Here is a 24,244-nt window from a genome sequence, read left to right as displayed (position 1 = left end):
ACAAATTGATCCATCCCCACAATTCATCCCATGGCCACACGCTGTGGCTCCGATCCACAGAACCCCAGGAGTTCCCTCATGCAACTGCTTCACGTCGACTCTGCCATCACCGGTGATCAATCCGTGTCCCGCCAACTGACTGCCCGCACCGTGACCGCCTGGCAAGCCGCCCACCCTAGCACCACCGTGCAATACCTGGACCTGGCCCAGCAAGCGCCTTCGCACCTGTCGGCCCAGTCGCTGGGGTTCCGCACCGGCCAGGCCGCTGCCACCGAGGCAGAGCGCGCTGAAAACGCACTGTCCGAAGCCCTGGTGAGCCAGTTCCTGGCCTCCGACGTGATCGTGATTGGCGCGCCGCTGTACAACTTCTCCATCCCCAGCCAGCTCAAGGCCTGGATCGACCGCCTGGCGCAAGCGGGCCGCACCTTCAAGTACACCGAGAAGGGCCCCGTGGGTCTGGCCGGTGGCAAGACCGTGATCGTGGCCTCCACCCGTGGCGGCGTGTACTCGACCAGCGAAGGCGGTCAGGCCATGGAGCACCAGGAGAGCTACCTGAAGGTGGTGTTCGGCTTCTTCGGCATCACCGACGTGCGTTTTGTGCGTGCCGAAGGCGTGGCCATGGGCCCGGACGCCAAGGCGGCCGCACTGGCCTCGGCCAACGTGGAAATTTCCACACACACCAGCGTGGCGGCCAACCAGGGTCGCGTGTCGCAGGCCGCCTAAGCCCAGCGGCAACAACGGCGCGCAGGGCACAAGCCCTGCAAGCCCCCCCAAAACCCGGCCCTGTGCCGGGTTTGGGCTTTTATCAGGGCAAAACGGCCGGATGCGCTAGTGGAACATGCCTGAGCAGCTATCATTTTTGATATGCCACACGCGGACCATGCCGCCCCCACGCCACACCGTGCCAGCAGTCACTGCGCAGCGGGCGGCGCCTGCCGCTGCAGCCATTGCTCGGCCAGTGGCCCGGGCGCCAGGGCCGGTGCAAACAGCCAGCCCTGAAAACGCTCGCAGCCCATGCGGATCAAAAACTGCAGCTGCTCCTCGGTTTCCACACCTTCGGCCACCACCTCCAGGCCCAGCGTACGGGCCAGCGCGTTGACGGTGGCGCAGATCTCGCGGTCGTTCACGTCCACCACAATGTCGCGCACAAACACCTTGTCGATCTTCAGCTCGCTCACCGGCAGGCGCTTGAGCTTGATGAGCGACGAGTGGCCGGTGCCAAAGTCGTCGATAGACAGCGCAAAACCCGCGTTCTTCAGATCGAGCGCGATGGCGTACAGGGACTCGTCCAGCAGCTGCGACTCGGTGATCTCCAGCACCAGGCCGGCGGGCGCCACCCCGGCGCGCTGGGTCACGCCCAGCAGGGTCTGGGTGAAACCCGGCTCACGCAGCTGGATGGTGGAGACATTGACCGACACCACGGGCGCCTGCCAGCCCTCGGCACGCCACTGTGCCATCTGGCGGCAGGCAGTCTCGAACACCCACAGCCCGATGGGCACGATGAGCCCGCTCTCCTCGGCCAGCGGGATGAACTCGTCGGGCGGCACCGCCTTGCCATCCACCGACCAGCGCAGCAGCGCCTCGGCACCCACGGTCTGGCGCTGCTGGTTGAGCTGGGGCTGGTAGACCAGCGAGAACTCGCCCGCCTGCAATGCGTTGTGCAGGCGCCGGCGCAGCTCCAGCCGCCCGCGCGTGATCTGCGTGAACTCCTCGATGTAGAAGCGGTACGAGCCCCGGCCTGCACTCTTGGTGGCGTGCAGGGCCGAATGCGCGTGGCGCACCAGCTCCACGCTGTTGGCCGAGTCGTCCGGGTACAGGCTGATGCCCAGGCTGGCGCCCATGTATTGTGCGCCCACCTCCGACAGCTCCCAGGGCTGCGCCAGGCCCTCCACCAGCGAGGCCGCCAGCTGCGCCAGCTCGGTGCGCGACGCCGGGCGCAGCAGCATCACCGTGAACTGGTCATTGGCCAGCCGCGACACCAGGCCCTGCCCCGCCAGCAGCTGGGTGATGCGTTGCGCCACCTCGCTCAGCAGCGCGTCGCCCACGCGGTGGCCATAGGTTTCGTTCACGCTCTTGAAGTGGTCCAGGTCGATCAGCATCAGCGCCACGCGGCGGTTGGTGCTGTGCGTGTCGCGCGCGGCCTCGGCCACGGCGCGCTCCAGCGCGTCTTCAAAGTAGCGTCGATTGGGCAGGCCGGTGAGCGCATCAAAGTGCGCCACGCGGTACAGCTGCTCCTCGTTGCGCAGCACGGCGGCCTCGGCCGTGCGCAGGCGGTTGAGCAGGGTCACCACAATGGTCTGGCGCAGTGCCGCCAGCAGCAGCACCAGCAGGCAGCACACCAGGATCAGCGCCTGCATGCCTGCCCTGCCATCGGGCGCCACAAACAGCAGCACCAGGGTGATGGCCGCCAGCGTCATGGACAGCAGTGGCACGTAGTTCATGACCTGGTCGCACTGGCGGCGGTAGGTCGAATCTGCCGACATCTCAAACCGCAGCCAGCGTGCGCCCCAGCCCAGCACCAGCGCCGATACACTGAAGCTGGCGTTGAACCAGATGCCCGGCTGCACCGTGTTGCTGATGACCATGAGGTTCCACTGCATCCAGCTCAGGCCAAAGCCCAGCAGGCCCAGCAGCACCAGCGCATGGGACCGGTCGATGCGCACCCCCACCGTCGGAACAGCCAGCGCCGTGACGCCGGCCGCAGCGAGAAACCCGGCCGGGTACAGCACCAGCACCGTGCCCACGGCCAGCGAGTCCACCTCGCCCGAGGGCAGGTAGATCACCAGCGTGAACGCCAGCAGCGCCAGCACCGTGCCGCCAAAGTCCAGGGCGGCCGGGTAGGCCCGATCGCGCGACAGGCGCGCAAAAGTGGCGCGGATGACAGTGGCAGCCCACAGCGGCCCACCCGCCAGAAACAGCAGGTCGGCGGGCGCGGGGAATGGGTTCCAGTCCAGCGCCACCTGCACGTTCCACACCATTTGCCCCAGGGCCACCAGCACCGCAAAGATGAGCAGGCCGGTGTGCAGCGCGCGGTCGGTGGGCGGCGCCAGCCGCCAGCCACGCCAGGCCCAGAATGCAGAGAGCCCAAACGCCAGCGTCCAGGAGGCGTTGTCCAGAAACAGCCGCACGCCAGGGGCCGGTGCCCACAGCGACGCAACGAACAACAGCGTGGTCGCACTCAACCAGACCGCTGTGAGGATTCGTTCCGCGAAGGGCATGGTGGAGGGGATGGTGTTACTGGACGTTACCCTCTCATTGTGTATGCAAGCGCGACACCACAGTTTTCCCAGCGCAAAGCAGGGGAATGGTGTTGGCGAACCGCTATCATTTAGATAGCTATTTGCGCTTTACGGGAAAGCGCATAACGCCAGAAATACTTGGATGTTTGACTGCTGTTGCAGTCGCTTTTTCCGCCCCTCTCCCCTTGCGGGAGAGAGGGCGAAGCGGCAATCAGTCCGCAGTACGACAGCGCCCTTCATCGCAGGGCGCTTTTGCGATCAGCTTCAGAAGCCTGGCAGCACCGAGCCCTTGAATTCGGTCTGGATGAACTTCTTGACTTCTTCCGAGTGGTAAGCCTTCACCAGCTTGGCCACCCAGGGCTTGTCCTTGTCGGCTTCACGCACGGCGATCAGGTTGACGTAGGGGCTCTTGGCGTTTTCTTGTGCAATGGCGTCCTTGCCAGGGTTCAGGCCGGCCGACAGCGCAAAGTTGGTGTTGATGGCCGAGGCGTCCAGATCGTCCAGCGAACGGGGCAGCTGGGCGGCGTCCAGTTCAACAAACTTGAGCTTCTTGGGGTTGCTCACCACGTCCAGCGGCGTGGCCTTGAGGCCCGCGCCGTCACGCAGCTTGATCAGGCCCTTGTCCTGCAGCACCAGCAGCACGCGGCCGCCGTTGGTGGGGTCGTTGGGAATGCCGAACTTGGCGCCTTCCTTCAGGTCTTCCAGTTTCTTGACCTTCTTGGAATACAGGCCGATGGGGAAGTTGACGGTGTAGCCCACCGACACCAGCTTGTAGCCACGGTCGGCCACTTGCGCATCGAGGTAAGGCTTGTGCTGGTAGCTGTTGGCGTCCAGGTCGCCCGCAGCCAGCGCGGCGTTGGGCTGCACGTAGTCGCTGAACTCGACGATCTGGATCTTGAGGCCGTCCTTCTCGGCAACCTTCTTCACCTGCTCGAAGATTTGGGCGTGGGGGCCGCCGGTCACGCCCACCTTGATGGGCTTGTCCTGGGCCATGGCGCCGGACGAGAAAGCGGCAGCAGCGGCCAGGGCCAGGGCGGATTGCAGGAGAAGGCGCTTGTTGTTGTTCACAGGGAAAACCTTTCGTTGAGAGATGGTTCGCATCCTAGGGTTTCCCCGATAAAACTGGAACAACTAAGTTTTCATTTCATTACAACCCATTCGAATAAGAAGACAAGGCCCGTGCCCCCACCCCCACCTCCTGAAACTGGCGCGCGCCCGGCGAGGGCAGCCGAGCAAGGGCCGCCCCGCAGCGAGGGCTGCGTCCCCCTTCCCGAATCGCGCAGCGATTCGAGAGAAGGGGGAAGTGGCGCAGCCACTCAGGGGGATGTTCCAAGTCACCCACGCAGTGCCACGTTGTTCAGCTTGTCCAGCCGCTCGGGCCAGGTGCCCTCCACCGTCGCGCCCTGCAGCAGGATGCGCGTCCAGGCCACCCAGGCGTCCCACTGCACGCGCTTGTCCCACGCATTGCCCCAGGCGCTGAACAGGTGCAGAGCGCTCTCGGCAGCGGCCTTGGCGTCGTCCTTGCGGCCAGCGGACAGGTACAGCTGGGCCAGCACCATCTGCGGCTCGCCCACCCAGGGGTTGTGGCGCACGGCGCTTTCCAGCACGCCGGTGGCCACGTCCAGGTCCACCAGCGGCTGGTCTTGCTGGATGACAGACCAGTACAGCGACGTGGCCGCCGCCTCGTTGGCGGCAGACAGGTGCTGCGAGCAGTGTGCAAACACGGGTGGCATGGGCAGCACGTCCTTCAGCCCCGGGTGCTGCAGCGCCTTGGCCAGGCCATTGATCTGGTGCACCATGCGCCCCGACGGCCGCATGGGTCCGGGCCAGAGCGATGCAGCCCAGTGCGCCTTCTGGCTGCGGTGCTGCACATCAGGAAAGCGCGAAAAGATGTCGTCCTGCCAGCTGAACCACTGCTCGATGGTGTCGGCCATGCTCACGATGATGAAGGCCGCCACCTCGTAGGGCGTGAGCACATGGTCCTGCCCGTCCTTTTGCAGCACCAGGCTGCCGTCCGCCTCCAGTGCATGGGCCAGCACCTTTTGCACAAACTGCGTGCGCGACTGGGTGCAGAACAGGTAGACCAGGTGCTCGGCCGACTCGCCCGCAATCTCGCGCACCCGGGCGCGCTCCTTGGCAGGGTCGAACTTCACCAGGTCCACAAACGCATTGCCATACACACTGTGCAGCAGGCCCAACAGGCGCACATCACGCGGCTGCTGCCACACCGTCAGCGTGCGCGTCACGCCCACCAGGTGATGGCGAAACGTGCCCGCCTTGTGCCAGTCCTGCCCCACATTGCGCGCGAGCACCGTGGGCAACACGGGCGCCAGTTCAGGGTCGCGGGTCAGCCACTCGTCGTCCAGCAGCGGCAACGCGCGGGCAAACAGGACAGGGTCCAGGGGGTGAAGCGGCAGGGTCATGGGGGTTGTGTCTCCGGCGTTGAGTGTGCGGGTAATGCAATGTACACACAGTATCTGCCCACACGGCGGTTGCGCAAGCACCGCGGCGACCCTGCCCGTACACCCAGCACGCGCCTGCACGGCGGCTCGGTCAGCCCCATTGCGGGCTGCGGGCTTTCAGGCTCAGAGGCTGAGAGTTTTTTAGCCGGGCCCGAAAGGCGCGCCAATACGCCTCGGATCTAGGCGCAAAGCACAGCCATAGCTCAGGCTATGGCGAGCATTGGTAACGACGCGCCGGGCGTATTGGCGTGCAAAGCGGGCATGGATAAAGGACTCTCAGCCTCTCAGACCAGCCGCACCTCAAAGTACGCGCCCTCGCCTTCTCCCAGATCCCGGAACCCGGCCTGCCGGGCTGCCACGCTGGCCTTGCCCCAGGCCTTGAGCAGGGTGAGATCGCCAGGAGACACCACCTCAGGGGGCGACTCCTCCAGGCTCTGCATGGTGTCCAGGGCAGCCGCCACCTGTTCGGGGCCGCCAAGCTGCTTTTCCAGGGCCCTGGCGTACCGGGTTTCTGCGGCAATGCGCTCCTTGGCCGGGAGTTCCTCGGGGTAGTCGCGCAGGGTGACGGCGTAAGTGGATTCGATGACTTGCATGGCGCTGCTTCTCCTGTGGTTTGATGCTGTATGAATATACAGTTTTTTCCAACAAAATTCGAGCACCGAAAGATCCCACACGGAGCGCGGGAGGATGGAAAGATTGTTCTCAATACTGGAACAGTTAGTTTGCGACTGGGTGGTTTTTCCCTGAACACCATCGGCGTACAGTTCATCCCATCGATGAGCCGAACCCGCAAGGCGACTCACCGTTAGTTTGCGACTGGGTGGTTTTTCCCTGAACACCATCGGCGTACAGTTCATCCCATCGATGAGCCGAACCCGCAAGGCGACTCACCGAACCCGGTTCAGGAATCGTTTTTGACCCGGCTTTTTTGAGACGCTTTTTTAGCTTTTAAGGATTTTCATCATGAACAAGACCGCCCGTTTCCTCTCCGTCGCCGCTGTTGCCACTTTCGCCGCCTTTGGCGCCCATGCCGATGAAGCCGATGGCTCGCAATTTGCCCTGAAGTTCGACACCAACCGCACCCGCGCTGAAGTGCAAGCCGAAGCCGTAGTGGAAGCCAAGACCCACAACATGGAACCCGCAGGCTCGCGTGTGGTGACCTACCAATCCACCGCTGACCGCGCTGCCGTGCGTGCACAGGCTGCCGAAGCCGTGCGCACCGGCCAGATCCCTTCGGGCGAATTCAGCGCCATGTAATTTGGCAGACCAACTGCTGAGATTGGTTTGAAGCAGTTGCGGGACTTCCCAGGGTGGTGGCTCTTCGCGCGGTGCGGGTGCTGCTGCCATGGGGAGTGTTAACTGAACCGCAGGGGCGGGCAGGCAAAAAGGGCTCCTTTAGGGAGCTCTTTTTGTTGGTGCCTGCCGTGTAGCCGCGCCCCCCAGGGGCGCCAGGCGCGCCCCTGCAAAGTCGCTTACAGCGACGGGTCGATCAACACCTTGGCGCCGGTATTGCGCGGGCCGTAGAACGCGATGGACTCGGCGCTCAGCGCCCCCGCCAGCGACACGGTGCGCGCGTAGTGGCTGGCGAACGTGGTCTTCAGCTCAGCCGCCACGCGCTGGCGCAACGCCTGGGTGGCCTCTTCGCCAATCTTCTGCAGAAACGGAAACAGCAGCCATCCACCCATGCCCCAGGCCATGCCAAAGGTGCGGTGCACTTCGGTCGGGCGCGTGTCCAGGTGGCCGTACAGGTACACCTGCTTGTGCACGGCCGAACCGTAACGGCTGTATTCCTTGGCCTTGCGGTTGATGGCGGCCTCCATGCACTGCAGGATCTGCCCGGCCAGCGTGCCGCCGCCCGTGGCATCAAACGCAATGGTGGCGCCCGTGGCGGCCAGCGCGTCGGTCAGTTCGGCCATGAAGGTGGGCGCGCTGCTGTCGCACACATATTGGGCGCCCAGCTCGCGCAGCAGCGCCGCCTGCTCGGGCTTGCGCACGATGTTGACCAGGCCGACACCGTCCTTCTGGCAAATCTTGAGCAGCATCTGGCCCAGGTTGCTGGCCGCAGCGGTGTGCACCAGCGCGGTGTGGCCTTCGCGCTTCATGGTTTCGACCATGCTCAGCGCAGTCAGCGGGTTGACAAAACACGACGCGCCCTCAGCCGCCGTGGTTCCGGGCGGCAAAGGCAGGCACTGCGCTGCAGGCATGGAGCGGTACTGCGAATACATGGCGCCACCAATCACTGCCACCGTGCGGCCCAGCAGCGCCTGCGCAGCGGGCGATGCACCCGCAGCCACCACCAGACCGGCGCCCTCGTTGCCCACGGGCATGCTCTGGCCCAGGCGTGCCGCCATGCCGGGCATGGCGCGCTCGGGGATGCTGGCCGTGGCCACCGGCCGCTCGGCCGTGCCCGTGACCTGCACGGTGGACAGATCAGCCGGGCCCAGCAGCAGGCCAATGTCCGATGGGTTGATGGGCGTGGCCTGTACCTGAATCAGCACTTCGTCAGGCCCTGGCGTGGGCACGGGTGACAGCTCCAGGCTGATCTGCAAGGTGCCATTGGCTTGTACAAGCGAGCGCAGCTGCAGCGCGGTGGTAGGGATGGATGGGTTCATGGAGGATTCGCAGTGGGATGATGGAAATGGGGCCGCGCGCATGAAGCGGCGCGACGTGGAGGGAGGCTGGGGTGCCAGCAGGTCACAGCCTCTCCACCTGCCGCGCCATTTTTCACCAGGACGCCGGGTTTTGCTGTCCCCTCGGTTTTGCACCCCACAACGCCGTCAGTTTGCTGGTGCGCAAGGCACGCGTTCACCCCATCTCCTTCAGCCTTCAACTACCGGCAACAGCACAGCCCTCGGTCCTGCCAGAGCGCCAGGTCAGCAAGACCAGCAACGCGGCCACCAGCAACAAAACAGCGCTGACGACAAAGGTGCTCTGGTATCCGTTGCGGTCAAATAGCAGGCCCCCCACCGTGGAGCCCAGGCCGATAGCCAGTTGGACCACCGCCACCATGAGACCGCCTCCGGCTTCAGCGTCTTTCGGCATCGACCGGGCGACCCATGTCCACCAGCCCACCGGCGCGGCCGTAGCCACCAGGCCCCACACACCCAGCAAGGCAGTGACAGCGGTGAGCTGGTCACCCAAACAGATCAGCGCGATGGCGATGAGCGCCATCAAGACGGGTGCCATGAACAGCGTTGGGTAAAAGCCTCTGGCCAGTGCCGCGCCGACGAGTGTGGTGCCCACAAAGCCCGCCACCCCGATCACCAGCAGAATGAACGACAACGTGAACCCACCCACATGCGTGACGGTTTCCAGAAATGGCCGCAGGTAGGTAAACAGCACAAACTGTCCCATGAAAAAGCAGCCTACTGCCAGCATGCCCACAGCAATCATCCGGCACCGCAGCAGCCTGACAACCGCACCACCAGAGCCCCCCGCGCGCTGCTGACCGGCAGGCATGGGCGGCAGGCTCACCCACTGCCAGATGAAAGCCACCACCGCCACCGGCACCAGCCCCCAGAAGGCCCCACGCCACCCGACCAGAGCACCCAGATAGCTGCCCAACGGCGCCGCCACCACCGTGGCCAGTGCGTTGCCACCATTGAAAATGGCCAAAGCCCGTGGCACCTGCTGCGCAGGCACCAGCCGCATGGCCGTGGCCGCAGACAGCGACCAGAAGCCACCCACCACCACTCCGATGAGCGCGCGGCCTGCCATGTACACCGCATAGTTCGGCGCCAGTGCAATGACTGCGCCAGAGAGGCACATCAGCGCTGTGAGCCCCAGCAACAAGGTCTTGCGGTCCACCCGGCCTGCCAACGCAGCAATGCTCAGGCTGGTGAGTACGGCGAAGGCGCCCGATATCGCAATGCCCTGCCCTGCCCCGCCTTCGCTGACCCCCAGGTCTGCCGCCATGGGGGTCAGCAGGCTAACGGGCATGAACTCCGACGCGATCAGCGCAAACACGCAGAGCGTCATCGCAAAGACGCCGCTCCAGCGCGCAGGCTGCACCGCTGCACCCAGCGCACCGTCGAAATCGACCGACGGCGCAGCGCATACCTGAGTGGTCATCGTTTACGCCAGGTGCTTGCCAAAGAACGCCGTCAGCTTGTCCCACGGGATCAGGTTCACGCGGTCATACAGATCCACGTGGCCTGCTCCGGGGACGATGTGCAGCTCCTTGGGCTCGGCAGCACGTTGGAACGCGTCTTCGCTGAACTCCTTGGAGTGCGCCTGATCGCCCGTGATGAAAAGCATGGGGCGCGGAGAAATCGTCTCGATGTCATTGAACGGGTAGAAGTTCATGAACTTGACGTTGCTGGTCAGCGTGGGGTGGGTGGTGGTCAACGGCGAACCGCCCTTGGGCGTGACCTCGCCACGCGGGGTGCGGTAGAAGTCATAGAACTCCCGCTGAATGGGGTGTGTGTCTGCCGTCAGCTCGTGCACCGTGCCACCGGTGTACTGGATGGCCCCGCCGGTGAATTCCACGTAGCGCTGCTCGGCAGCGGCGGCAATGATCTGCTTGCGCTGCTCCACAGTCTGCGAGTGGTTCAGCGCGTCGCGGTTGGCAGCACCCATGTCGTACATGCTGACGGTGGCGATGGCCTTCATGCGCGGGTCGATCTTGGCGGCGCTGATGACAAAGCTGCCGCTGCCGCACACGCCAATGGCCCCAATGCGCTCGCGGTCCACCATCGCCTGCGTGCCCAGAAAATCCACCGCTGCGCTGAAAGCCTCGGCATAGATGTCTGGCGCCACCGCGTTGCGCGGCTGGCCCTCGCTCTCACCCCAGAAAGGCAGGTCCAGCGACAGCGCGACAAAACCCTGCTCTGCCATCTTGGTGGCATACAGGTTGGCGCTTTGTTCCTTGACTGCGCCCATGGGGTGGCCCACCAGAATGGCCGGATTTTTCTTGCTGCGGTCCAGGTTCTTGGGCACAAACAGGTTGCCAGCCACCGCCATGCGGTACTGGTTCTTGAAGATCACCTTGCGCACGGCCACCTTGTCGCTTTGGTAGAAATTGTCGGCGCCGCTGAGCTTGCCGGGCGCTGGCTGCGGCCCTGCTGCCATCGCACTACCACCCGCGGCAGACAGCCCGCCCCATACCGCCGCACCGAAGCCCGCCCGGATGAGGAAGTCGCGCCGGTCCGAGGTGAGGGGGTCTGTGCCGGGTATTGGGTGCTGTGCGTGGATGGTGGAGAGTGTGTCGTGCATGTTCGATGCTCCTGGGGAGGTAGGAAATTGGGGGAGGACGAGAAATCGAGAAATGAAGGCGGGGGTCGAGGGCGCGCCTTCGTTGGACGCTCCAATGCTTTGTCCGCGCGTCAATCGCTGGCGCGTTCGATACGCACCTTCAAAGGCCCTTGGCGCTGCAACGCGGGCAGGCCCGTGTCCACTCTGCCTAGCCGCACCAGGCCGCGTGCATAGGCGTCATCGCCCACAAAAATCGCCAGATTGCCCCAGGGCGCGTAGTAGTTGATGTCACCGGTTTTGGGGGTGATGCCCGCCGGTGCCCCATCCACCGACAGCTTGCGCGGCAGGGTGGCGATGCGTTCGATCTCCGCGTAGTTCTGCAACGTCAGCGACAGCGGCAGCTGGGCCACAAAATCGCGCGCTGCGGCGTTGTTGTCCAGGGTGGCGGTGGCAATGGCGCCATCGATATGCAGATGAATTTTCATGGGGCCCTGCTGTGCAAAGGTGGTGGTGGGCATCCCCCCGGCTGCCAGGGTGAATGCCAAGGCGACACCCGCCAGGGCGTGGCGTTGGAAGGGGTGGGTGCTGATGCGTTGTGCCATAGCAAGAAGTTTGCCCAGCATTGCTTGCGCCGACTAGATAATGAATGGAGAATGGGTTTATAAGTCTGGCTAACCAATCAATCCAGAGAATCAGACATGGCGAGACGCAACCTGAACGATCTGCTGGCCTTTGTCACCGTGGCGCGCGAGGGCAGCTTTACCCGAGCCGCAGCCACTCTGGGCGTCACGCAGTCCGCGCTGAGCCAGACCATCCGTGGCCTTGAAGAGCGCCTGCAGATCCGGCTGCTCACACGCACCACGCGCAGCGTCTCGCCCACACCAGCGGGCGAACGCCTGATGCACGCCATCGGTCACCGCTTTGACGAGATTGAGGCCGAGCTGGATGCGCTGACCGCACTGCGCGACAAACCCGCAGGCACTGTGCGCATCACCTGCGGCGACCACGTCATGCACACCACGCTGCTGCCCAAGCTCATGCCACTGTTGCACGACAACCCCGACATCACGCTGGAGTTCGACATGAACTACGGCTTTCGCGACATCGTGGCCGACCGTTTTGACGCCGGGGTGCGCCTGGGCAACACCATCGACAAGGACATGATTGCCATGCCCATCGGCCCGCCGCTTCGCATGGCCGTGGTCGCATCGCCCAGCTACTTTGCCGCCCATCCCATTCCCAAAACCCCGCACGACCTGACGGCGCACCGGTGCATCAACCAGCGCATGCCTACCTCGGGCGGCCTGTACGTGTGGGACTTTGCGCGCAAAGGCAAACAGGTCAACGTGCGGGTAGATGGCCCGCTGATCTTCAACACCGCCCCGCCCCAGGTCGATGCAGCGTTGGCTGGGCTGGGCATTGCGCTGCTGCCCGAGGACGAACTGGCCACCCACATCGAAGACGGACGCCTGGTCCGAGTGCTGGAAGACTGGTGCCCACCGTTCGCGGGCTACCACCTGTACTACCCCAGTCGGCGCCAGCCATCGCCTGCGTTTTCGCTGGTGCTGCAGGCGTTGCAGCTGCGGTGAAGAGACTGCTTGCAAGCACGCGGGTGGCTAGAGATCACGAGGCTGCGAATACGAACAAGGGTTAGACAGCGGCCTGTTGCGACCCCTTGTCACGTTGGAACGATTCAGTGCTTGACTTAGAGTGCACTCCAACTTTCAGAATCGTTCCCATGGCATCCCTCCTCACCATTGCCGAAGTCGCCGAACGCACGGACCTGACCGCGCACACGCTGCGCTACTACGAGCGCGCCGGGCTGATTGCGCCCGTGGCGCGCGCGCCAGGTGGCCAGCGCCGCTATGCGGCTTCGGACATGGAATGGATCGGATTCCTGCTGCGCCTGCGCGAGACCCAGATGCCCATCGGGCAGATGCAGGCCTTTGCGCGGCTGCGCAGCGAAGGGAACGCCACCGCCCCCGAGCGGCGCCAGTTGCTGGAACAGCACCTGGCGCAGGTGCTGGCAACGATCACCGCCATGCAGCAAGCCGCGCAGGCCCTGCAATCCAAGATCGCGCACTACCAAGGTCTGGAAGCTTCCCTTCGACCCACCCCGTCGTCCACCCACCAAGGAAGCTCCCATGTCCCCCGAAACCCAACCCCGCTATCTCCAGGGCCTCGCCAAGCTGCGCGAAATCGACGGCCACGCGGGTGAGCGTGTCGTCGCCAGCCTGGCCGACATCGCCCCCGACTTTGCGCGCTACCTGATCGAGTTTCCGTTTGGCGACATCTATTCGCGCCCCGGACTCGATCTGCGCAGCCGCGAGATTGCAGTCATCGCCGCACTGACCGCGCTGGGCAACGCCACGCCACAGCTCAAGGTGCATTTGCAGGCGGCGCTGAATGTGGGCGTCACCCGCGAAGAGGTCGTGGAGGTGCTGATGCAAATGGCGGTGTACGCAGGCTTTCCGGCCGCGCTCAACGGACTGGCCGCGGCACGCGAGGTGTTTGCAGCGGCCGACGCACAACCACAGGCCGCTTGAAGCGCCCTGCCGCCCCGCCCTGTCCTGCCGGATGCGGCTGCATCGGGGCGATCGCCTATTTGGCGGCCCCCACCGGCATCGGCCGCACCAGCCGCACCGGCAGCTTGCTGGCCCGCGCGGCATCGCCGCGCGCCTCGCCGGTGGACAGGTTCACCGCCCAGCCGTTGATCATGGCCGCCTGCCGCGCACCATCACCCGCCCGGCTTTGGGCGATGTTGCCGTAGGTGTACTGGTTGACGCTGGGCGCGCTCACGTTGGCGGTGGACGTCCAGTGCCACTGGCCCGGCGCCGCCGGGAACAGAAGGGGGTTGAGGCCCGGGGGCGACAGCGCCTTGTCCACCAGCCGCTGCAGCTCTGTCGCACGGGGCAGGCGCCAGCCCACACCCTCGGCCTTCCAGCGGTCAGAGGCCAGAGCCGTGGCCTCAGCACGGTCCAGCAGCAGGGGCTGGCCCGTGCAGGTTTTGCCGGTCCATTGCATGCCCTCCACGCAGCGTGGCCAGGCCAGGCCGGCACGCTGATCCAACACATAAGCACCATCGGCGGACAGGGACCAATCGGCGGCCACCTGCGAATCGGCGGCCTGCGCAGGCCCGGCAAACAGGGCAACCAACAGCGGGGGGATGAGCGGCAACAACGTTTTCATGGGCAAAGCAGGGGCAATGAAAGCCAGGTACAGGTCCGGGGGCAGAGAGGCATCACAGAATGCCTTGGCGACACCCTAACCCGGCAACGGCCTGCGCGCCACCCACCAGATCAAGAAACCCGCACGGCCCGCCGCTTGTCCGTGCGGCCACCCACGCCCACTCCTGCCAGCGTGCCTGACGCGGCCAATGCCTCGGCCAGGAACCCCACAAACGCCTGCACCCGCGTCGAAAACTGGTGCCGCTGGGGGTACACCGCATAGATGTCGGCCGCAGGCGTGTGGTACTGCGGCAGCACGGGCTCCAGCAGGCCATGGGCCAGATGGCGGTTCACATCCCACTCGGCACGCATCACGATGCCGTGGCCCTGCAGCGCCCACAGCACAGCGATCTCGCCGTCGTTGGTGGTGAGGTTGCCGGTGATCTTGATCGACTCGGTGTGCGCCTTGCTGCCACGCCCGGTGGTCAGGCGCCACAGGCCGTAGGCCTCGTCGCCCTGGCGGATGCCGATGCACTGGTGCTCCATCAGGTCGCGCGGCACGCGGGGCCTGCCATGCTGCTCCAGGTAGGCGGGTGCGGCGCAGAGCACGCGCCGGTTGGGTGCGATGCGGCGGGCAATCACGCGGCCGTCGGGCGGCTCGCCAAAACGCACGCACACGTCGTAGGCATCGTCGGTGATCGGTGGCGGGTGCACCGACAGCTGCAGCTGCACATCCACCTCGGGGTACTGGCGCACAAAGTCCGAGATCACGGGCGCAATGTGCATGCGGCCAAAACCCAGCGTGGCATTCACGCGCAGCAGGCCCTTGGGGCTGGCCTTGGACTGCACGATGAGTTCGTCCAGCGCATCGATCTCGCGCAGGATGCGGCGCGCGTGCTCCAGCAGCAGCTCGCCCTCGGGCGTAAGGCTCATGCGCCGGGTGGTGCGGTTGATGAGCACCACACCCAGGCGCTTTTCCATCTGCGCCAGGTGTTTGCTCACGGCGGCGGTGGAGACACCCATTTCGCGCCCGGCGGCGCTCAGGCTGGGGCTGGCCGCCAGTGCCGAGAAGAAGCCCAGTTCTGCGGGCTGGATGGTAGAGCTCATCGCCGCATTATCAACTGCAGGTTAACGATGGATTCACTTGAGCGCCTTTTTTACAACGAGCGGATGCCTACAGTCGCTCTCACTGTTTTTGTTCCACCCGCTTTTTCGCGGCACGACATCCCCACAGGCCTTTCCCGACGCTTTCACACACCAAGACCAAAGACCTTCATGAAAACCTACCAAATCGCCACCATCCCCGGAGACGGCATCGGCAAGGAAGTGATTCCCGCCGGCCAGCGCGTGCTCGAAGCCCTGGCCGCCCGCCACACGGGCCTGCAGTTCCAGTTCGAAAACTTCGGCTGGGGCGGCGACTGGTACCGCGCCCATGGTGTGATGATGCCGGCCGACGGGCTCGATGCCCTGCGCGGCAAGGACGCCATCCTGTTCGGCTCGGCGGGCGACCCGGACATCCCCGACCACATCACGCTGTGGGGACTGCGCCTCAAGATCTGCCAAGGGTTCGATCAGTACGCCAACGTGCGGCCCACGCGCATCCTCCCGGGCATTGATGCGCCCCTGAAACGCTGCACGCCCAAGGACCTGGACTGGGTCATCGTGCGCGAAAACTCCGAGGGCGAATACTCGGGCGTCGGCGGCCGCGTGCACCAGGGCCATCCCATCGAGGCGGCGACCGATGTGTCCATCATGACCCGCGTGGGGGTGGAACGCATCCTGCGCTACGCCTTCCGCCTGGCCCAATCCCGCCCCCGCAAGCTACTCACCGTCATCACCAAGAGCAACGCGCAGCGCCATGCCATGGTGATGTGGGACGAGATTGCCGCGCAGGTGGCCACCGAGTTCCCCGACGTGAAATGGGACAAGGAGCTGGTGGACGCTGCCACGGCCCGCATGGTCAACCGCCCCGCCACGCTCGACACCATCGTGGCCACCAACCTGCATGCCGACATCCTCAGCGACCTGGCCGCCGCGCTGGCGGGCAGCCTGGGCATCGCGCCCACCGGCAACATCGACCCCGAGCGCCGCTACCCCAGCATGTTCGAGCCCATCCACGGCTCGGCGTTCGACATCATGGGCAAGGGCCTGGCCAACCCCATCGGCACCTTTTGGTCGGTGGTGATGCTGCTGGAGCACCTGGGCGAGGCCGACGCCGCCCGCGCCGTGATGCAGGCCATCGAACAGGTCACCGCCAACCCCGCCCTGCACACCCGCGACCTGGGCGGCACGGCCACCACGGCGCAGGTGACCGACGCCGTGTGCGCGCTGATCAGCAGCACGCAGTTGCAAAAGGCCGCCTGAGCTGCGTGGCTCCAACACACTGCGCCCTGCCCCTCGACCCGATGAGCACACACATCGACACCCAGGCCCGCCACTGGCTGCGCAGCATGTTCGACGCCGCCATCGCATCCGCGCAGCCCACGATATGTCTGCCGCCGCACCTGCCTGCCCCGCCCCGGGGCCGCACGGTGGTGATCGGCGCGGGCAAGGCATCGGCGCAGATGGCGCAGGTGCTGGAGGCCCACTGGCCCACGCCGCTGTCTGGCGTGGTGGTCACACGCTACGGGCATGCTGCCGCCTGCCAGCACATCCGCGTGCTGGAGGCTTCCCACCCCGTGCCCGATGCGGCGGGCCTGGCTGCTGCGCAGCAGATGCTGGCCGCAGTGGCGGGCCTCACAGCAGACGACCTGGTGATTGGCCTGTGGTCGGGCGGCGGCTCGGCACTGCTGCCCTTGCCGCTGCCAGGCATCACGCTGGCCGACAAGCAGGCGCTCAACCAGGCCCTGCTGCGCAGCGGCGCCAGCATTGGCGAGATGAACTGTGTGCGGCGCCGCCTCTCGGCCATCAAGGGCGGGCGGCTGGCCCTGGCCTGCAGCCCCGCCCGCGTGGTCAACCTGGTGATGTCCGATGTGCCGGGCGACGACCCGCTGGACGTGGCCTCGGGCCCCACCGTGGCCGACCCGACCACCCGTGCACAGGCGCTAGCCATCTTGCAGCGCTACCGCATTGCTCTGCCGCCCGCCGTGCTGGCCGCACTGGACACTGCCGCCAGCGAAAGCACCAAGCCCGGCGACACCCGGCTGGGCCCCATCACCACCCACGTCATTGCTACACCCGACCTGGCCCTGCAGGCAGCCGCCCAGGTGGCGCGCCAGGCGGGCATCGAGCCCACGCTGCTCGGCGACGCGCTGGAGGGCGAAGCCCGCGACATGGGCACCGTGCTGGCCGGTGTCGCCCGCTACGCCGCCAAGGCCCCGTCACCACGGCACCGCGTGCTGCTGAGTGGCGGTGAAAGCACTGTCAACCTGCGCGCACCCGCCCCAGGGCAACCCATGCCAACCCCGGGGCGCGGCGGGCGCAATGTGGAATGCCTGCTGTCCCTGGCCCTGTCGCTCAAGGGCTTGCCCGGCGTGTACGCATTGGCCGGGGATACCGACGGTATCGATGGCCTGGAGCCCGTGGCAGGCGCCATCGCCACGCCCGACACGCTGGAGCGCGCCGCCGCGCTGGGCCAACACGCCACCGCCGCACTGGACGCACACGACGCCCACTCCTTTTTTGGCGCGCTGGGCGACGCCGTGGTCACCGGGCCCACGGGCACCAACGTCAACGACTTCCGCGCGATCCTGATCGCAGCCACGGGCTGACGCCACGCACCCGCGTCCCCACCGGCCCTGCCCCCACAAGAACCACAACCCAACGGAGACAACCATGCCACGCATTGCAACCCCGCACCACCCACCGTCAACGCCGCCCACAACACCCTCCACACGCCGGCACCACCTGCTGGCGCTGGCCGCCCTGGCTGGTGCTGCCTGTGCCCTGCCCAGCGCACCGGCGCACGCGCAGGCCTGGCCGGCCAAGCCCGTCACCATCGTCGTGCCCTTTGCGGCCGGCGGCACTACCGATGTGCTGGCACGCGCGCTGGGCGAAAAACTGGGCACAGCCCTGGGCCAGCCGGTGATCGTGGAAAACCGGGGCGGCGCGGGCGCCACCATCGGGGCCGACTACGTGGCCAAGGCCCCTGCCGACGGCTACACGCTGCTGATGGGCGCGGTGCACCACACCATTGCAACGAGCGTGTACAAAAAGCTCAACTACGACTTTCAAAAGAGTTTTGCACCCATCACCACCGTGGCGCTGGTGCCCAACGTGCTGGCTGTGAGTGCGGCCACGCCCGCCAAGGACGTGAAGGAACTGGTGGCGCTGATCAAGGCCACGCCCAACAAGTTCTCCTACGGCTCCAACGGCGCGGGCACGGCGCAGCACCTGATCGGCACGCAGTTCGCCACGTCCATCGGCCAGCCCCTGCTGCATGTGCCCTACAAGGGCAGCGGCCCGCTCACCACCGACCTGCTGGGCGGGCAGGTGTCGATGTCGTTCGACACCGTCACCCCCGTGCTGCCGCACATCAAGGCGGGCAAGCTGCGCGCCCTGGCGGTGACCACGGCAAAGCGCTCGTCCACCCTGCCCGATGTGCCCACACTGCAAGAAAGCGGCTTTGCGGGCTTTGACATCGGCACCTGGTTTGGTGTGCTGGCCCCCGCCCGCACGCCCGCCGACGTGGTGGCGCGGCTGAACACCGAAATGGTCAAGGTCATCCAGTCGCCGGACTTTCAAAAGCGAATGCACGACATTGGCGCCGAACCCATCGGCAACACCCCCGCGCAGATGGCCGAGCAGATTGCGGCCGACACCGCACGTTTTGCCAAGCTGGTGGCAGACAACAAGATCACCACCGACTGACCCGGTGGCAAAGAGCGGTTGCACAGAGTCGTCGCACAAGGTGATAGCAAAAGGTGGCTGGCGAGGTGAATGGTCAAGGTGGGTTGGTATAAACCTGCGATGACCGACACCGCCGCCCCCATTGCCAACACCGCACCCGCTGCCCTCGTCCGCGCGCTGGAAGAGCGCGCCTTCAACGCCTGGCCTGCGCACCAGACGGTGTTGCACCGGGGCTGGGTGTTCCGGCTGTCGGGCGGCTACACCAAGCGCGCCAACTCGGCCAACGCGCTGGTGCCCGGCGCACCGTTTGACGGCGTGCGCGAGGCGGCGGCGGCGCTGTATGCGCGGCATGGCTTGCCCGCTGTGTTCCGCATCTCCCCCCTGGCCCCGGCCGAGGCCGACCAGGAGCTGGCGGACGCGGGCTACCAGCACTTTGACCCCTCGCTGGTCCTGCAACGGCCGCTGGCGCCGGGCGCGGTGCCCCGGCCCGATGGCAGCACCGTGGTCAGCACTTCGCCATCGCCCGCGTGGCTGGAAGGTTTTGCGGCGGCCAACGGCGTGGCGCCGCACCACCGCAACCTGCACCGCAGCATCCTCGACGCCATCGCCCACCCGGTGGGCTATGCGCTGCAACACGACGCCCAGGGCCACGCCGTGGGCTTTGGCCTGGCGGTGCTGGAGCGCGGCGCGGTGGGCCTGTACGACCTGGCTGTGGCGCCTGAACACCGGGGCGGCGGACGCGGGCGCGCGCTGGTGCAGGCGCTGCTGCACTGGGGCATGGAGGCCGGTGCAACCAGCGCCTACCTGCAGGTGCGGGCGCAGAACACGCCTGCGCTGCGACTGTATGAATCGATGGGGTTCAAGACGGCCTACGGCTACCACTACCGGGTGCCGGGCTGAGATTGGCGTCTGCACCTCTCCCACAGGATGCGAGAGAGCCAGGACCAGCGCAGAGGCCCAGGCAGTGCCTCCACGCGTGGGTTTGAGGCCAAACAGGCCACAAGCGCTAGTGAATCAAGCGCTAGCAGCTATTGATTCAATAGCAAACCATCCACCACTCAACGGTGGCTCAGCTTGCGCACTGCCCAGTCGCCCAGGCTTTGCACGGCCTGCACAAAGAAGATCAGCACCAGCACCACGGCCAGCATGATCTCGGGCAGAAAGCGCTGGTAGCCGTAGCGGATGCCCAGGTCGCCCAGGCCGCCGCCGCCAATGGCACCGGCCATGGCCGAGTAGCCCGTCAGGCTCACGAACGTGATGGTCAGGCCCGCCACGATGCCGGGCAGAGCCTCGGGCAGCAGCACCTTCCACACGATCTGGCTGGTGGTGGCGCCCATGGCCTGCGCGGCTTCGACCAGGCCGTGGTCCACCTCGCGCAGCGCGGCCTCGACCAGGCGGGCCACAAACGGGGCAGCGGCAATGGTCAGCGGCACCACGGCGGCGGCCGTGCCGATGGACGAGCCGGTGATGAGCCGCGTGAACGGGATGATGGCAACCAGCAGGATGATGAAGGGCGTGGACCGCACGGCGTTGACCAGCCAGCCCACCAGCTTGTTGACGGGGCCGTTCTCCAGCACCCCGCCGTCATCGGTCAGGCGCAGGAACACGCCCAGCGGCACCCCCAGCAAGCCGCCCACCAGGCCGGAGATGCCGACCATGATGAGCGTCTCCCACAGCGACGAAGCAAACAGATCCAGCATGGCTGGCGTGAAGTTGTTGAACATGATGTGTGCTCCCTCTTAACCGGCCACGGCCACTTCTTCCACCTCGACCCCGCCCGCGCGCAGGTGCGCCACGGCGCCCCGCACGCTCTCGGCCTCGCCACTGGCGTACACGGCCAGCGAGCCAAAGGTCTCGTCCTGGATCTCATCCACTTGCCCGTGCAGGATGCTCATGTCCACGCCAAACTGGCGGATCAGCTGCGACAGGATGGGCTGGTAGGCGCTGTCCCCGGCGTACGACAGGCGCAGCAGCTGGCCGGTTCGTCCGGCGCTCAGTTGGCCTGCCAGCTTGCGCACATGGTCCAGCACGCTGGCGGGCAGCTCTTGCGGCAGGATCTCGTCGATCAGGCTCTTGGTGATGGCCTGCTGCGGGCGGGTGAACACGTCCAGCACCCGGCCCTGCTCCACGATGCGGCCAGCCTCGATCACGGCCACGCGGTCGGCCACCTGCTTGATGACCTGCATCTGGTGGGTGATCAGCACCACCGTCAGGCCCAGCTCGCGGTTCACCTGGCGCAGCAGGTCGAGGATGGAGCGCGTGGTCTCCGGGTCAAGCGCCGAGGTGGCTTCGTCGCTCAGCAGCACCTTGGGGCGGCTGGCCAGCGCACGCGCAATGCCCACACGCTGTTTTTGCCCGCCGCTGATCTGCGCCGGGTAGCGGTCGGCCAGGGCCGACAGGCCCACCAGCTCCAGCAGCGGGTTGACGCGCGCGCGGATGGCGGCCTTGTCCATGCCCGCCAGCTCCAGCGGCAGCGCGGCGTTGTCAAACACGGTGCGTGACGACAGCAGGTTGAAGTGCTGGAACACCATGCCGATCTCGCGGCGCGCCTCGCGCAGCTGCGCGTCGTTCAGCTGGGTCAGGTCCTGCCCACCCACGATGACCTGGCCCGTGGTGGGCCGGTTGAGCAGGTTGATCACCCGCACCAGCGAGCTTTTGCCCGCGCCGCTCTTGCCGATGATGCCGAACACTTCGCCCGGCTGGATGGTGAGGTCGATGCCCTTGAGCGCCTCGACCGGGCCTTGTGAGCCCTGGTAGGTTTGGGTGATACCCCGTAGTTCGATCATGAAACACAAAGGGCCGCCACACGCCGGGCGGCGCGGGTTCGGCCCCAAAAGACACAAAGATCAGGGAATGTACTATTGCGCCATAAAGAATCAAACTATCAAAAAATAAAGTAATAAGACATCAAAGTTATTTGCACGGTGTGGCCGACTCCAGACTACGCTCCCGCGGGCACCGCCACCCGGCCATTCACCTTGCGCGACACCAGCGCGCCCAGCACCAGCACCCCCAGTGCCGCCACCGAGAACACGGGCGCGATCCAGCCCCGGTCCACACTGGCCGCCACCAGCAGCACCCCCAGCGATTGCCCCAGGAACAGCAGGCACGCAAACAGCGTGACCGCCGTGCCCCGGGCCTCGGGCGCCATCTGCGTGGCCTGCACCTGCAGCGTGTTGTGCAGCATGTAAAACCCCACCCCGGCAAAGAAGCAGCCCAGCACCCCCCAGGCCGCCACCGGCCCCCAGGCCAGCAGCAATAGCCCGGCGGCGATCAGCGACGCACCCATCAGCGCCAGGCCCCGCTCACCCAGCAGCGCCAGCCAGCGGCGCGCCAGCAGGCTGTAGATGAGCCCGCCCACTCCATACAGCACCATCACCCCGCCGGCCGCCGAGGCCGACAGCCCAAACCCGTCCACCATGCGTGCGGGCACAAAAGCCAGCGTGCCAAAGGCCAGGGCGCCCTCCACCGCCACCACGGTCAGCACCCAGCGCACCCGGGGCATGCGCAGCAGCGCGGCCGTGTTGGCCAGGTACGCCGACAGCGAAAAAGCAGGCGGTACCGCACCGCCAGCCGCAGGTGCCGGGGTGCTGGCCGCCATGGCGCGGGCTTGCCGCCACAGCAGGCTCGCGGCGGTCAAAAACAGCAGCGACAGCACCACAAACGCAGCCCGCCAGCCCAGCGCCTCGACTGCAAAGCCGCCAAACCACTGCCCGGCCATCATCCCCGACACCGTGGCCACCATCAGCTGCGCCAGGGTCTCCTGCCGCTGCTCGTACGGCACGTTGTCGCCAATCCATGCCATCGACAGCGGGATGATGCCTGCCGCCGACGCCCCCATGGCAGCCCGTGCCGCCACCAGCACCGGCAGCGTGGGCGCCAGCGCCGTCACGCCGCTGAAGAGCGCACAGGCAAACGTGGCGCCAATCACCACGCGCACCTTGCCCAACCGGTCGCCCAGGGGGCCATAAAACAACTGCAGCACGCCATAAGACACGGCAAACGCCGCAATGACGGCCGACGCATCGCCCGTGGTGACAGAAAACTCGCGTGCCAGGGACACCAGCATCGGGTCGCAGACACGCATGGAAGCCATGCTGCAAAAGGCTGCCAGGCTGATCACCCGCAGCATCGTCGAAGAAGAGGTCATATGACCCGATTGTGGTGCGGCCAGCGCAAGGTTGCTGGCGCGGGGTGGCATGCACCCCGGTGGCTCAGGGTCAGGGAGGGGCGCGTTGGACACACCAGCGCGTTCCGTTGAAGCTTGCCGAACCACATCCATCGTATCAACCCGCCCAACGCCCAACGGGACGGGCAAACGGCAAACGGCAAACGGCAAACGGCAAACGGCGAATGCCGAACGGCGAACGGTCGGGAGCAGCCGTCCTCAGCCCTTGCCCCCATTGAAACTGGTGTCGAACGTGCCCCGCACATCCAGCCGCTGCTTGATGAGGCCTGCCGCCAGGTAAAAGTCGGCCGTCTTCTGCTGGTCGGCCAGCACCTGGGCGTCGATGTCCTGCCAGCGGGTGGCGCGGCGCTCAAACTGCAGCTGCGCCGCATCGGCCGGAATGCCCACGATGCGCGCCAGCGACTGGCCAAACGGCTTGGCGTTCTGGTACGACCACACCTGCGCACGCGCCACGCGCTCCTTGAAGTCCGCCAGCGCCGCACGCTTTTCTGCCAGGGCCGCATCGGTGGCCGCCAGAAAGCTCAGGCCCGACCACAGGCCCCGGCCGCTGACCAGCACGCGCGCATGGCCGCTGGTCTCGGCCAGCGCGGTGTAGGGCTCCCAGGTGGCCCAGGCATCGACCGAGCCCTGCGTCAGCGCCAGCTTGGCGTCTGGCGGCGGGATGAAGCGCAGCTGCACATCGTCGGCCTTGAGGCCTGCCGACTCCAGCGCCTTGAGGGTGACCAGATGGCCGATGGAGCCCCGGTTGGTGGCAATGCTCTTGCCCTTGAGGTCGGCCGCCGTCTTGAGCGGCGAGTGGGGCGCCACCAGCACGGCCGTGCCGTAGGCATCTGAGCGGCTGGCCGCAAACGCCTTGACCCGGCTGCCCGCCGCCAGCGTGAACAACAGCGGCGCATCGCCAATGGGGCCAAAGTCCACCGCGTTGGCGTTGAGCGCCTCGGCCAGCGGCGCAGCCGCCGGGAACTCGCTCCACTTGATGTCGTAGGGCAGGTTCTTGAGCTCGCCCGCTGCGTCCAGCAGCGCCTGCAGCCCACCCTTTTGGTCGCCCGCACGCAGCAGCACGCGTGACGAGGTTTGGGCATGGGTGAGGACGGGCGACAGGAACGAACTGGCAGCGACCGAGGCGGTCAGCAGATGGTGGAATTGGCGGCGCAGCATGGTGTGGTCAATGAAGACAAGGTTGATTCGGCATTCATTGCATCACCC

Annotated in this window: 23 protein-coding genes; 9 read left to right on the top strand and 14 right to left on the bottom strand. The window is 66.2% G+C overall.

Annotated features, from left to right (window positions below):
- Positions 1-78: 78 nt before the first annotated feature.
- Positions 79-723 carry an FMN-dependent NADH-azoreductase gene (locus ASC83_RS22085; protein ID WP_056067620.1) on the top strand — a complete coding sequence of 215 codons (645 nt, stop codon included), beginning with the start codon at positions 79-81 and terminating at the stop codon, positions 721-723.
- Positions 724-911: 188 nt separating this feature from the next.
- Here the strand turns inward: ASC83_RS22085 and ASC83_RS22080 are convergent, their stop codons facing one another.
- From ASC83_RS22080 to ASC83_RS22065, 4 genes are all read right to left on the bottom strand, one after another.
- Positions 912-3,218: a bifunctional diguanylate cyclase/phosphodiesterase gene (locus tag ASC83_RS22080; RefSeq protein ID WP_056067618.1), complete on the bottom strand. Its 2,307-nt coding sequence runs from the start codon at positions 3,216-3,218 to the stop codon at positions 912-914.
- A gap of 285 nt (positions 3,219-3,503) precedes the next feature.
- Complete coding sequence (locus ASC83_RS22075) at positions 3,504-4,340, bottom strand: MetQ/NlpA family ABC transporter substrate-binding protein (RefSeq protein WP_056067616.1); 837 nt, start codon at positions 4,338-4,340, stop codon at positions 3,504-3,506.
- A 233-nt stretch (positions 4,341-4,573) separates the two neighbouring features.
- Positions 4,574-5,662 (bottom strand): DUF6817 domain-containing protein, encoded by a 1,089-nt coding sequence (locus tag ASC83_RS22070; RefSeq protein ID WP_056067615.1) that lies wholly within the window; start codon positions 5,660-5,662, stop codon positions 4,574-4,576.
- A 323-nt stretch (positions 5,663-5,985) separates the two neighbouring features.
- Complete coding sequence (locus ASC83_RS22065) at positions 5,986-6,294, bottom strand: hypothetical protein (protein ID WP_056067613.1); 309 nt, start codon at positions 6,292-6,294, stop codon at positions 5,986-5,988.
- A 370-nt stretch (positions 6,295-6,664) separates the two neighbouring features.
- Between ASC83_RS22065 and ASC83_RS22060 the strand changes: the two genes are divergently transcribed.
- Positions 6,665-6,958: a hypothetical protein gene (locus tag ASC83_RS22060; RefSeq protein ID WP_056067611.1), complete on the top strand. Its 294-nt coding sequence runs from the start codon at positions 6,665-6,667 to the stop codon at positions 6,956-6,958.
- A gap of 215 nt (positions 6,959-7,173) precedes the next feature.
- Here ASC83_RS22060 and ASC83_RS22055 read toward each other — a convergent pair whose 3' ends face one another.
- The 4 genes from ASC83_RS22055 to ASC83_RS22040 form a co-directional block, all read right to left on the bottom strand.
- On the bottom strand, positions 7,174-8,313 hold the full coding sequence (locus tag ASC83_RS22055; protein WP_056067610.1) for a zinc-binding dehydrogenase: 1,140 nt from the start codon (positions 8,311-8,313) through the stop codon (positions 7,174-7,176).
- A gap of 214 nt (positions 8,314-8,527) precedes the next feature.
- Positions 8,528-9,679 carry an MFS transporter gene (locus tag ASC83_RS22050; RefSeq protein WP_200939000.1) on the bottom strand — a complete coding sequence of 384 codons (1,152 nt, stop codon included), beginning with the start codon at positions 9,677-9,679 and terminating at the stop codon, positions 8,528-8,530.
- A 96-nt stretch (positions 9,680-9,775) separates the two neighbouring features.
- A complete protein-coding gene (locus ASC83_RS22045) occupies positions 9,776-10,771 on the bottom strand; it encodes an alpha/beta hydrolase (RefSeq protein WP_056067605.1) in 996 nt (331 codons plus the stop codon).
- A 254-nt stretch (positions 10,772-11,025) separates the two neighbouring features.
- Positions 11,026-11,496 carry a cyclophilin-like fold protein gene (locus ASC83_RS22040; protein ID WP_056067604.1) on the bottom strand — a complete coding sequence of 157 codons (471 nt, stop codon included), beginning with the start codon at positions 11,494-11,496 and terminating at the stop codon, positions 11,026-11,028.
- Between the two features lie 96 nt (positions 11,497-11,592).
- Here ASC83_RS22040 and ASC83_RS22035 point away from each other — a divergent pair, with 96 nt between their 5' ends.
- The 3 genes from ASC83_RS22035 to ASC83_RS22025 all read left to right on the top strand — a co-directional run bounded on the left by ASC83_RS22035 (position 11,593) and on the right by ASC83_RS22025 (position 13,440).
- Positions 11,593-12,483: a LysR family transcriptional regulator gene (locus ASC83_RS22035; protein WP_056067602.1), complete on the top strand. Its 891-nt coding sequence runs from the start codon at positions 11,593-11,595 to the stop codon at positions 12,481-12,483.
- A gap of 149 nt (positions 12,484-12,632) precedes the next feature.
- Positions 12,633-13,112, top strand: coding sequence for a MerR family transcriptional regulator (locus ASC83_RS22030; RefSeq protein WP_056067600.1), 480 nt, complete (start codon positions 12,633-12,635; stop codon positions 13,110-13,112).
- Positions 13,039-13,440: a carboxymuconolactone decarboxylase family protein gene (locus ASC83_RS22025; RefSeq protein ID WP_056067597.1), complete on the top strand. Its 402-nt coding sequence runs from the start codon at positions 13,039-13,041 to the stop codon at positions 13,438-13,440. The genes ASC83_RS22030 and ASC83_RS22025 overlap by 74 nt, the downstream gene beginning before the upstream one ends.
- A 55-nt stretch (positions 13,441-13,495) precedes the next feature.
- Here ASC83_RS22025 and ASC83_RS22020 read toward each other — a convergent pair whose 3' ends face one another.
- On the bottom strand, positions 13,496-14,083 hold the full coding sequence (locus ASC83_RS22020) for a DUF1566 domain-containing protein (protein ID WP_056067596.1): 588 nt from the start codon (positions 14,081-14,083) through the stop codon (positions 13,496-13,498).
- Positions 14,084-14,193: 110 nt separating this feature from the next.
- A complete protein-coding gene (locus ASC83_RS22015; RefSeq protein WP_056067595.1) occupies positions 14,194-15,168 on the bottom strand; it encodes a LysR substrate-binding domain-containing protein in 975 nt (324 codons plus the stop codon).
- A 168-nt stretch (positions 15,169-15,336) separates the two neighbouring features.
- Between ASC83_RS22015 and ASC83_RS22010 the strand changes: the two genes are divergently transcribed.
- From ASC83_RS22010 to ASC83_RS21995, 4 genes are all read left to right on the top strand, one after another.
- Positions 15,337-16,425 (top strand): tartrate dehydrogenase, encoded by a 1,089-nt coding sequence (locus ASC83_RS22010; RefSeq protein WP_056067593.1) that lies wholly within the window; start codon positions 15,337-15,339, stop codon positions 16,423-16,425.
- A 41-nt stretch (positions 16,426-16,466) separates the two neighbouring features.
- A complete protein-coding gene (locus tag ASC83_RS22005; protein WP_056067591.1) occupies positions 16,467-17,771 on the top strand; it encodes a glycerate kinase in 1,305 nt (434 codons plus the stop codon).
- Positions 17,772-17,835: 64 nt separating this feature from the next.
- Positions 17,836-18,870, top strand: a complete 1,035-nt coding sequence (locus tag ASC83_RS22000; RefSeq protein WP_056067589.1) for a tripartite tricarboxylate transporter substrate binding protein — start codon at positions 17,836-17,838, stop codon at positions 18,868-18,870.
- Positions 18,871-18,969: 99 nt separating this feature from the next.
- A complete protein-coding gene (locus tag ASC83_RS21995) occupies positions 18,970-19,749 on the top strand; it encodes an N-acetyltransferase (protein ID WP_200938996.1) in 780 nt (259 codons plus the stop codon).
- Positions 19,750-19,907: 158 nt separating this feature from the next.
- On the opposite strand, the gene ASC83_RS21990 is transcribed toward ASC83_RS21995, so the two are convergent.
- The 4 genes from ASC83_RS21990 to ASC83_RS21975 form a co-directional block, all read right to left on the bottom strand.
- Complete coding sequence (locus ASC83_RS21990; RefSeq protein WP_056067588.1) at positions 19,908-20,573, bottom strand: methionine ABC transporter permease; 666 nt, start codon at positions 20,571-20,573, stop codon at positions 19,908-19,910.
- Positions 20,574-20,588: 15 nt separating this feature from the next.
- Positions 20,589-21,635 (bottom strand): methionine ABC transporter ATP-binding protein, encoded by a 1,047-nt coding sequence (locus ASC83_RS21985; protein WP_056067586.1) that lies wholly within the window; start codon positions 21,633-21,635, stop codon positions 20,589-20,591.
- A gap of 155 nt (positions 21,636-21,790) precedes the next feature.
- The gene (locus ASC83_RS21980) at positions 21,791-22,999 is read right to left on the bottom strand and encodes an MFS transporter (protein ID WP_225581158.1); all 1,209 of its coding nucleotides are present in this window, start codon (positions 22,997-22,999) and stop codon (positions 21,791-21,793) included.
- Positions 23,000-23,236: 237 nt separating this feature from the next.
- Positions 23,237-24,196, bottom strand: coding sequence for an ABC transporter substrate-binding protein (locus tag ASC83_RS21975; RefSeq protein ID WP_056067582.1), 960 nt, complete (start codon positions 24,194-24,196; stop codon positions 23,237-23,239).
- Positions 24,197-24,244: the final 48 nt, after the last annotated feature.

This window comes from Acidovorax sp. Root402 (assembly GCF_001425125.1).
GTDB classification, from domain to species: domain Bacteria; phylum Pseudomonadota; class Gammaproteobacteria; order Burkholderiales; family Burkholderiaceae_C; genus Acidovorax; species Acidovorax delafieldii.
Note: the sequence above shows the minus strand (reverse complement) of the source record. Positions and strands in the feature narration are given on the sequence as shown.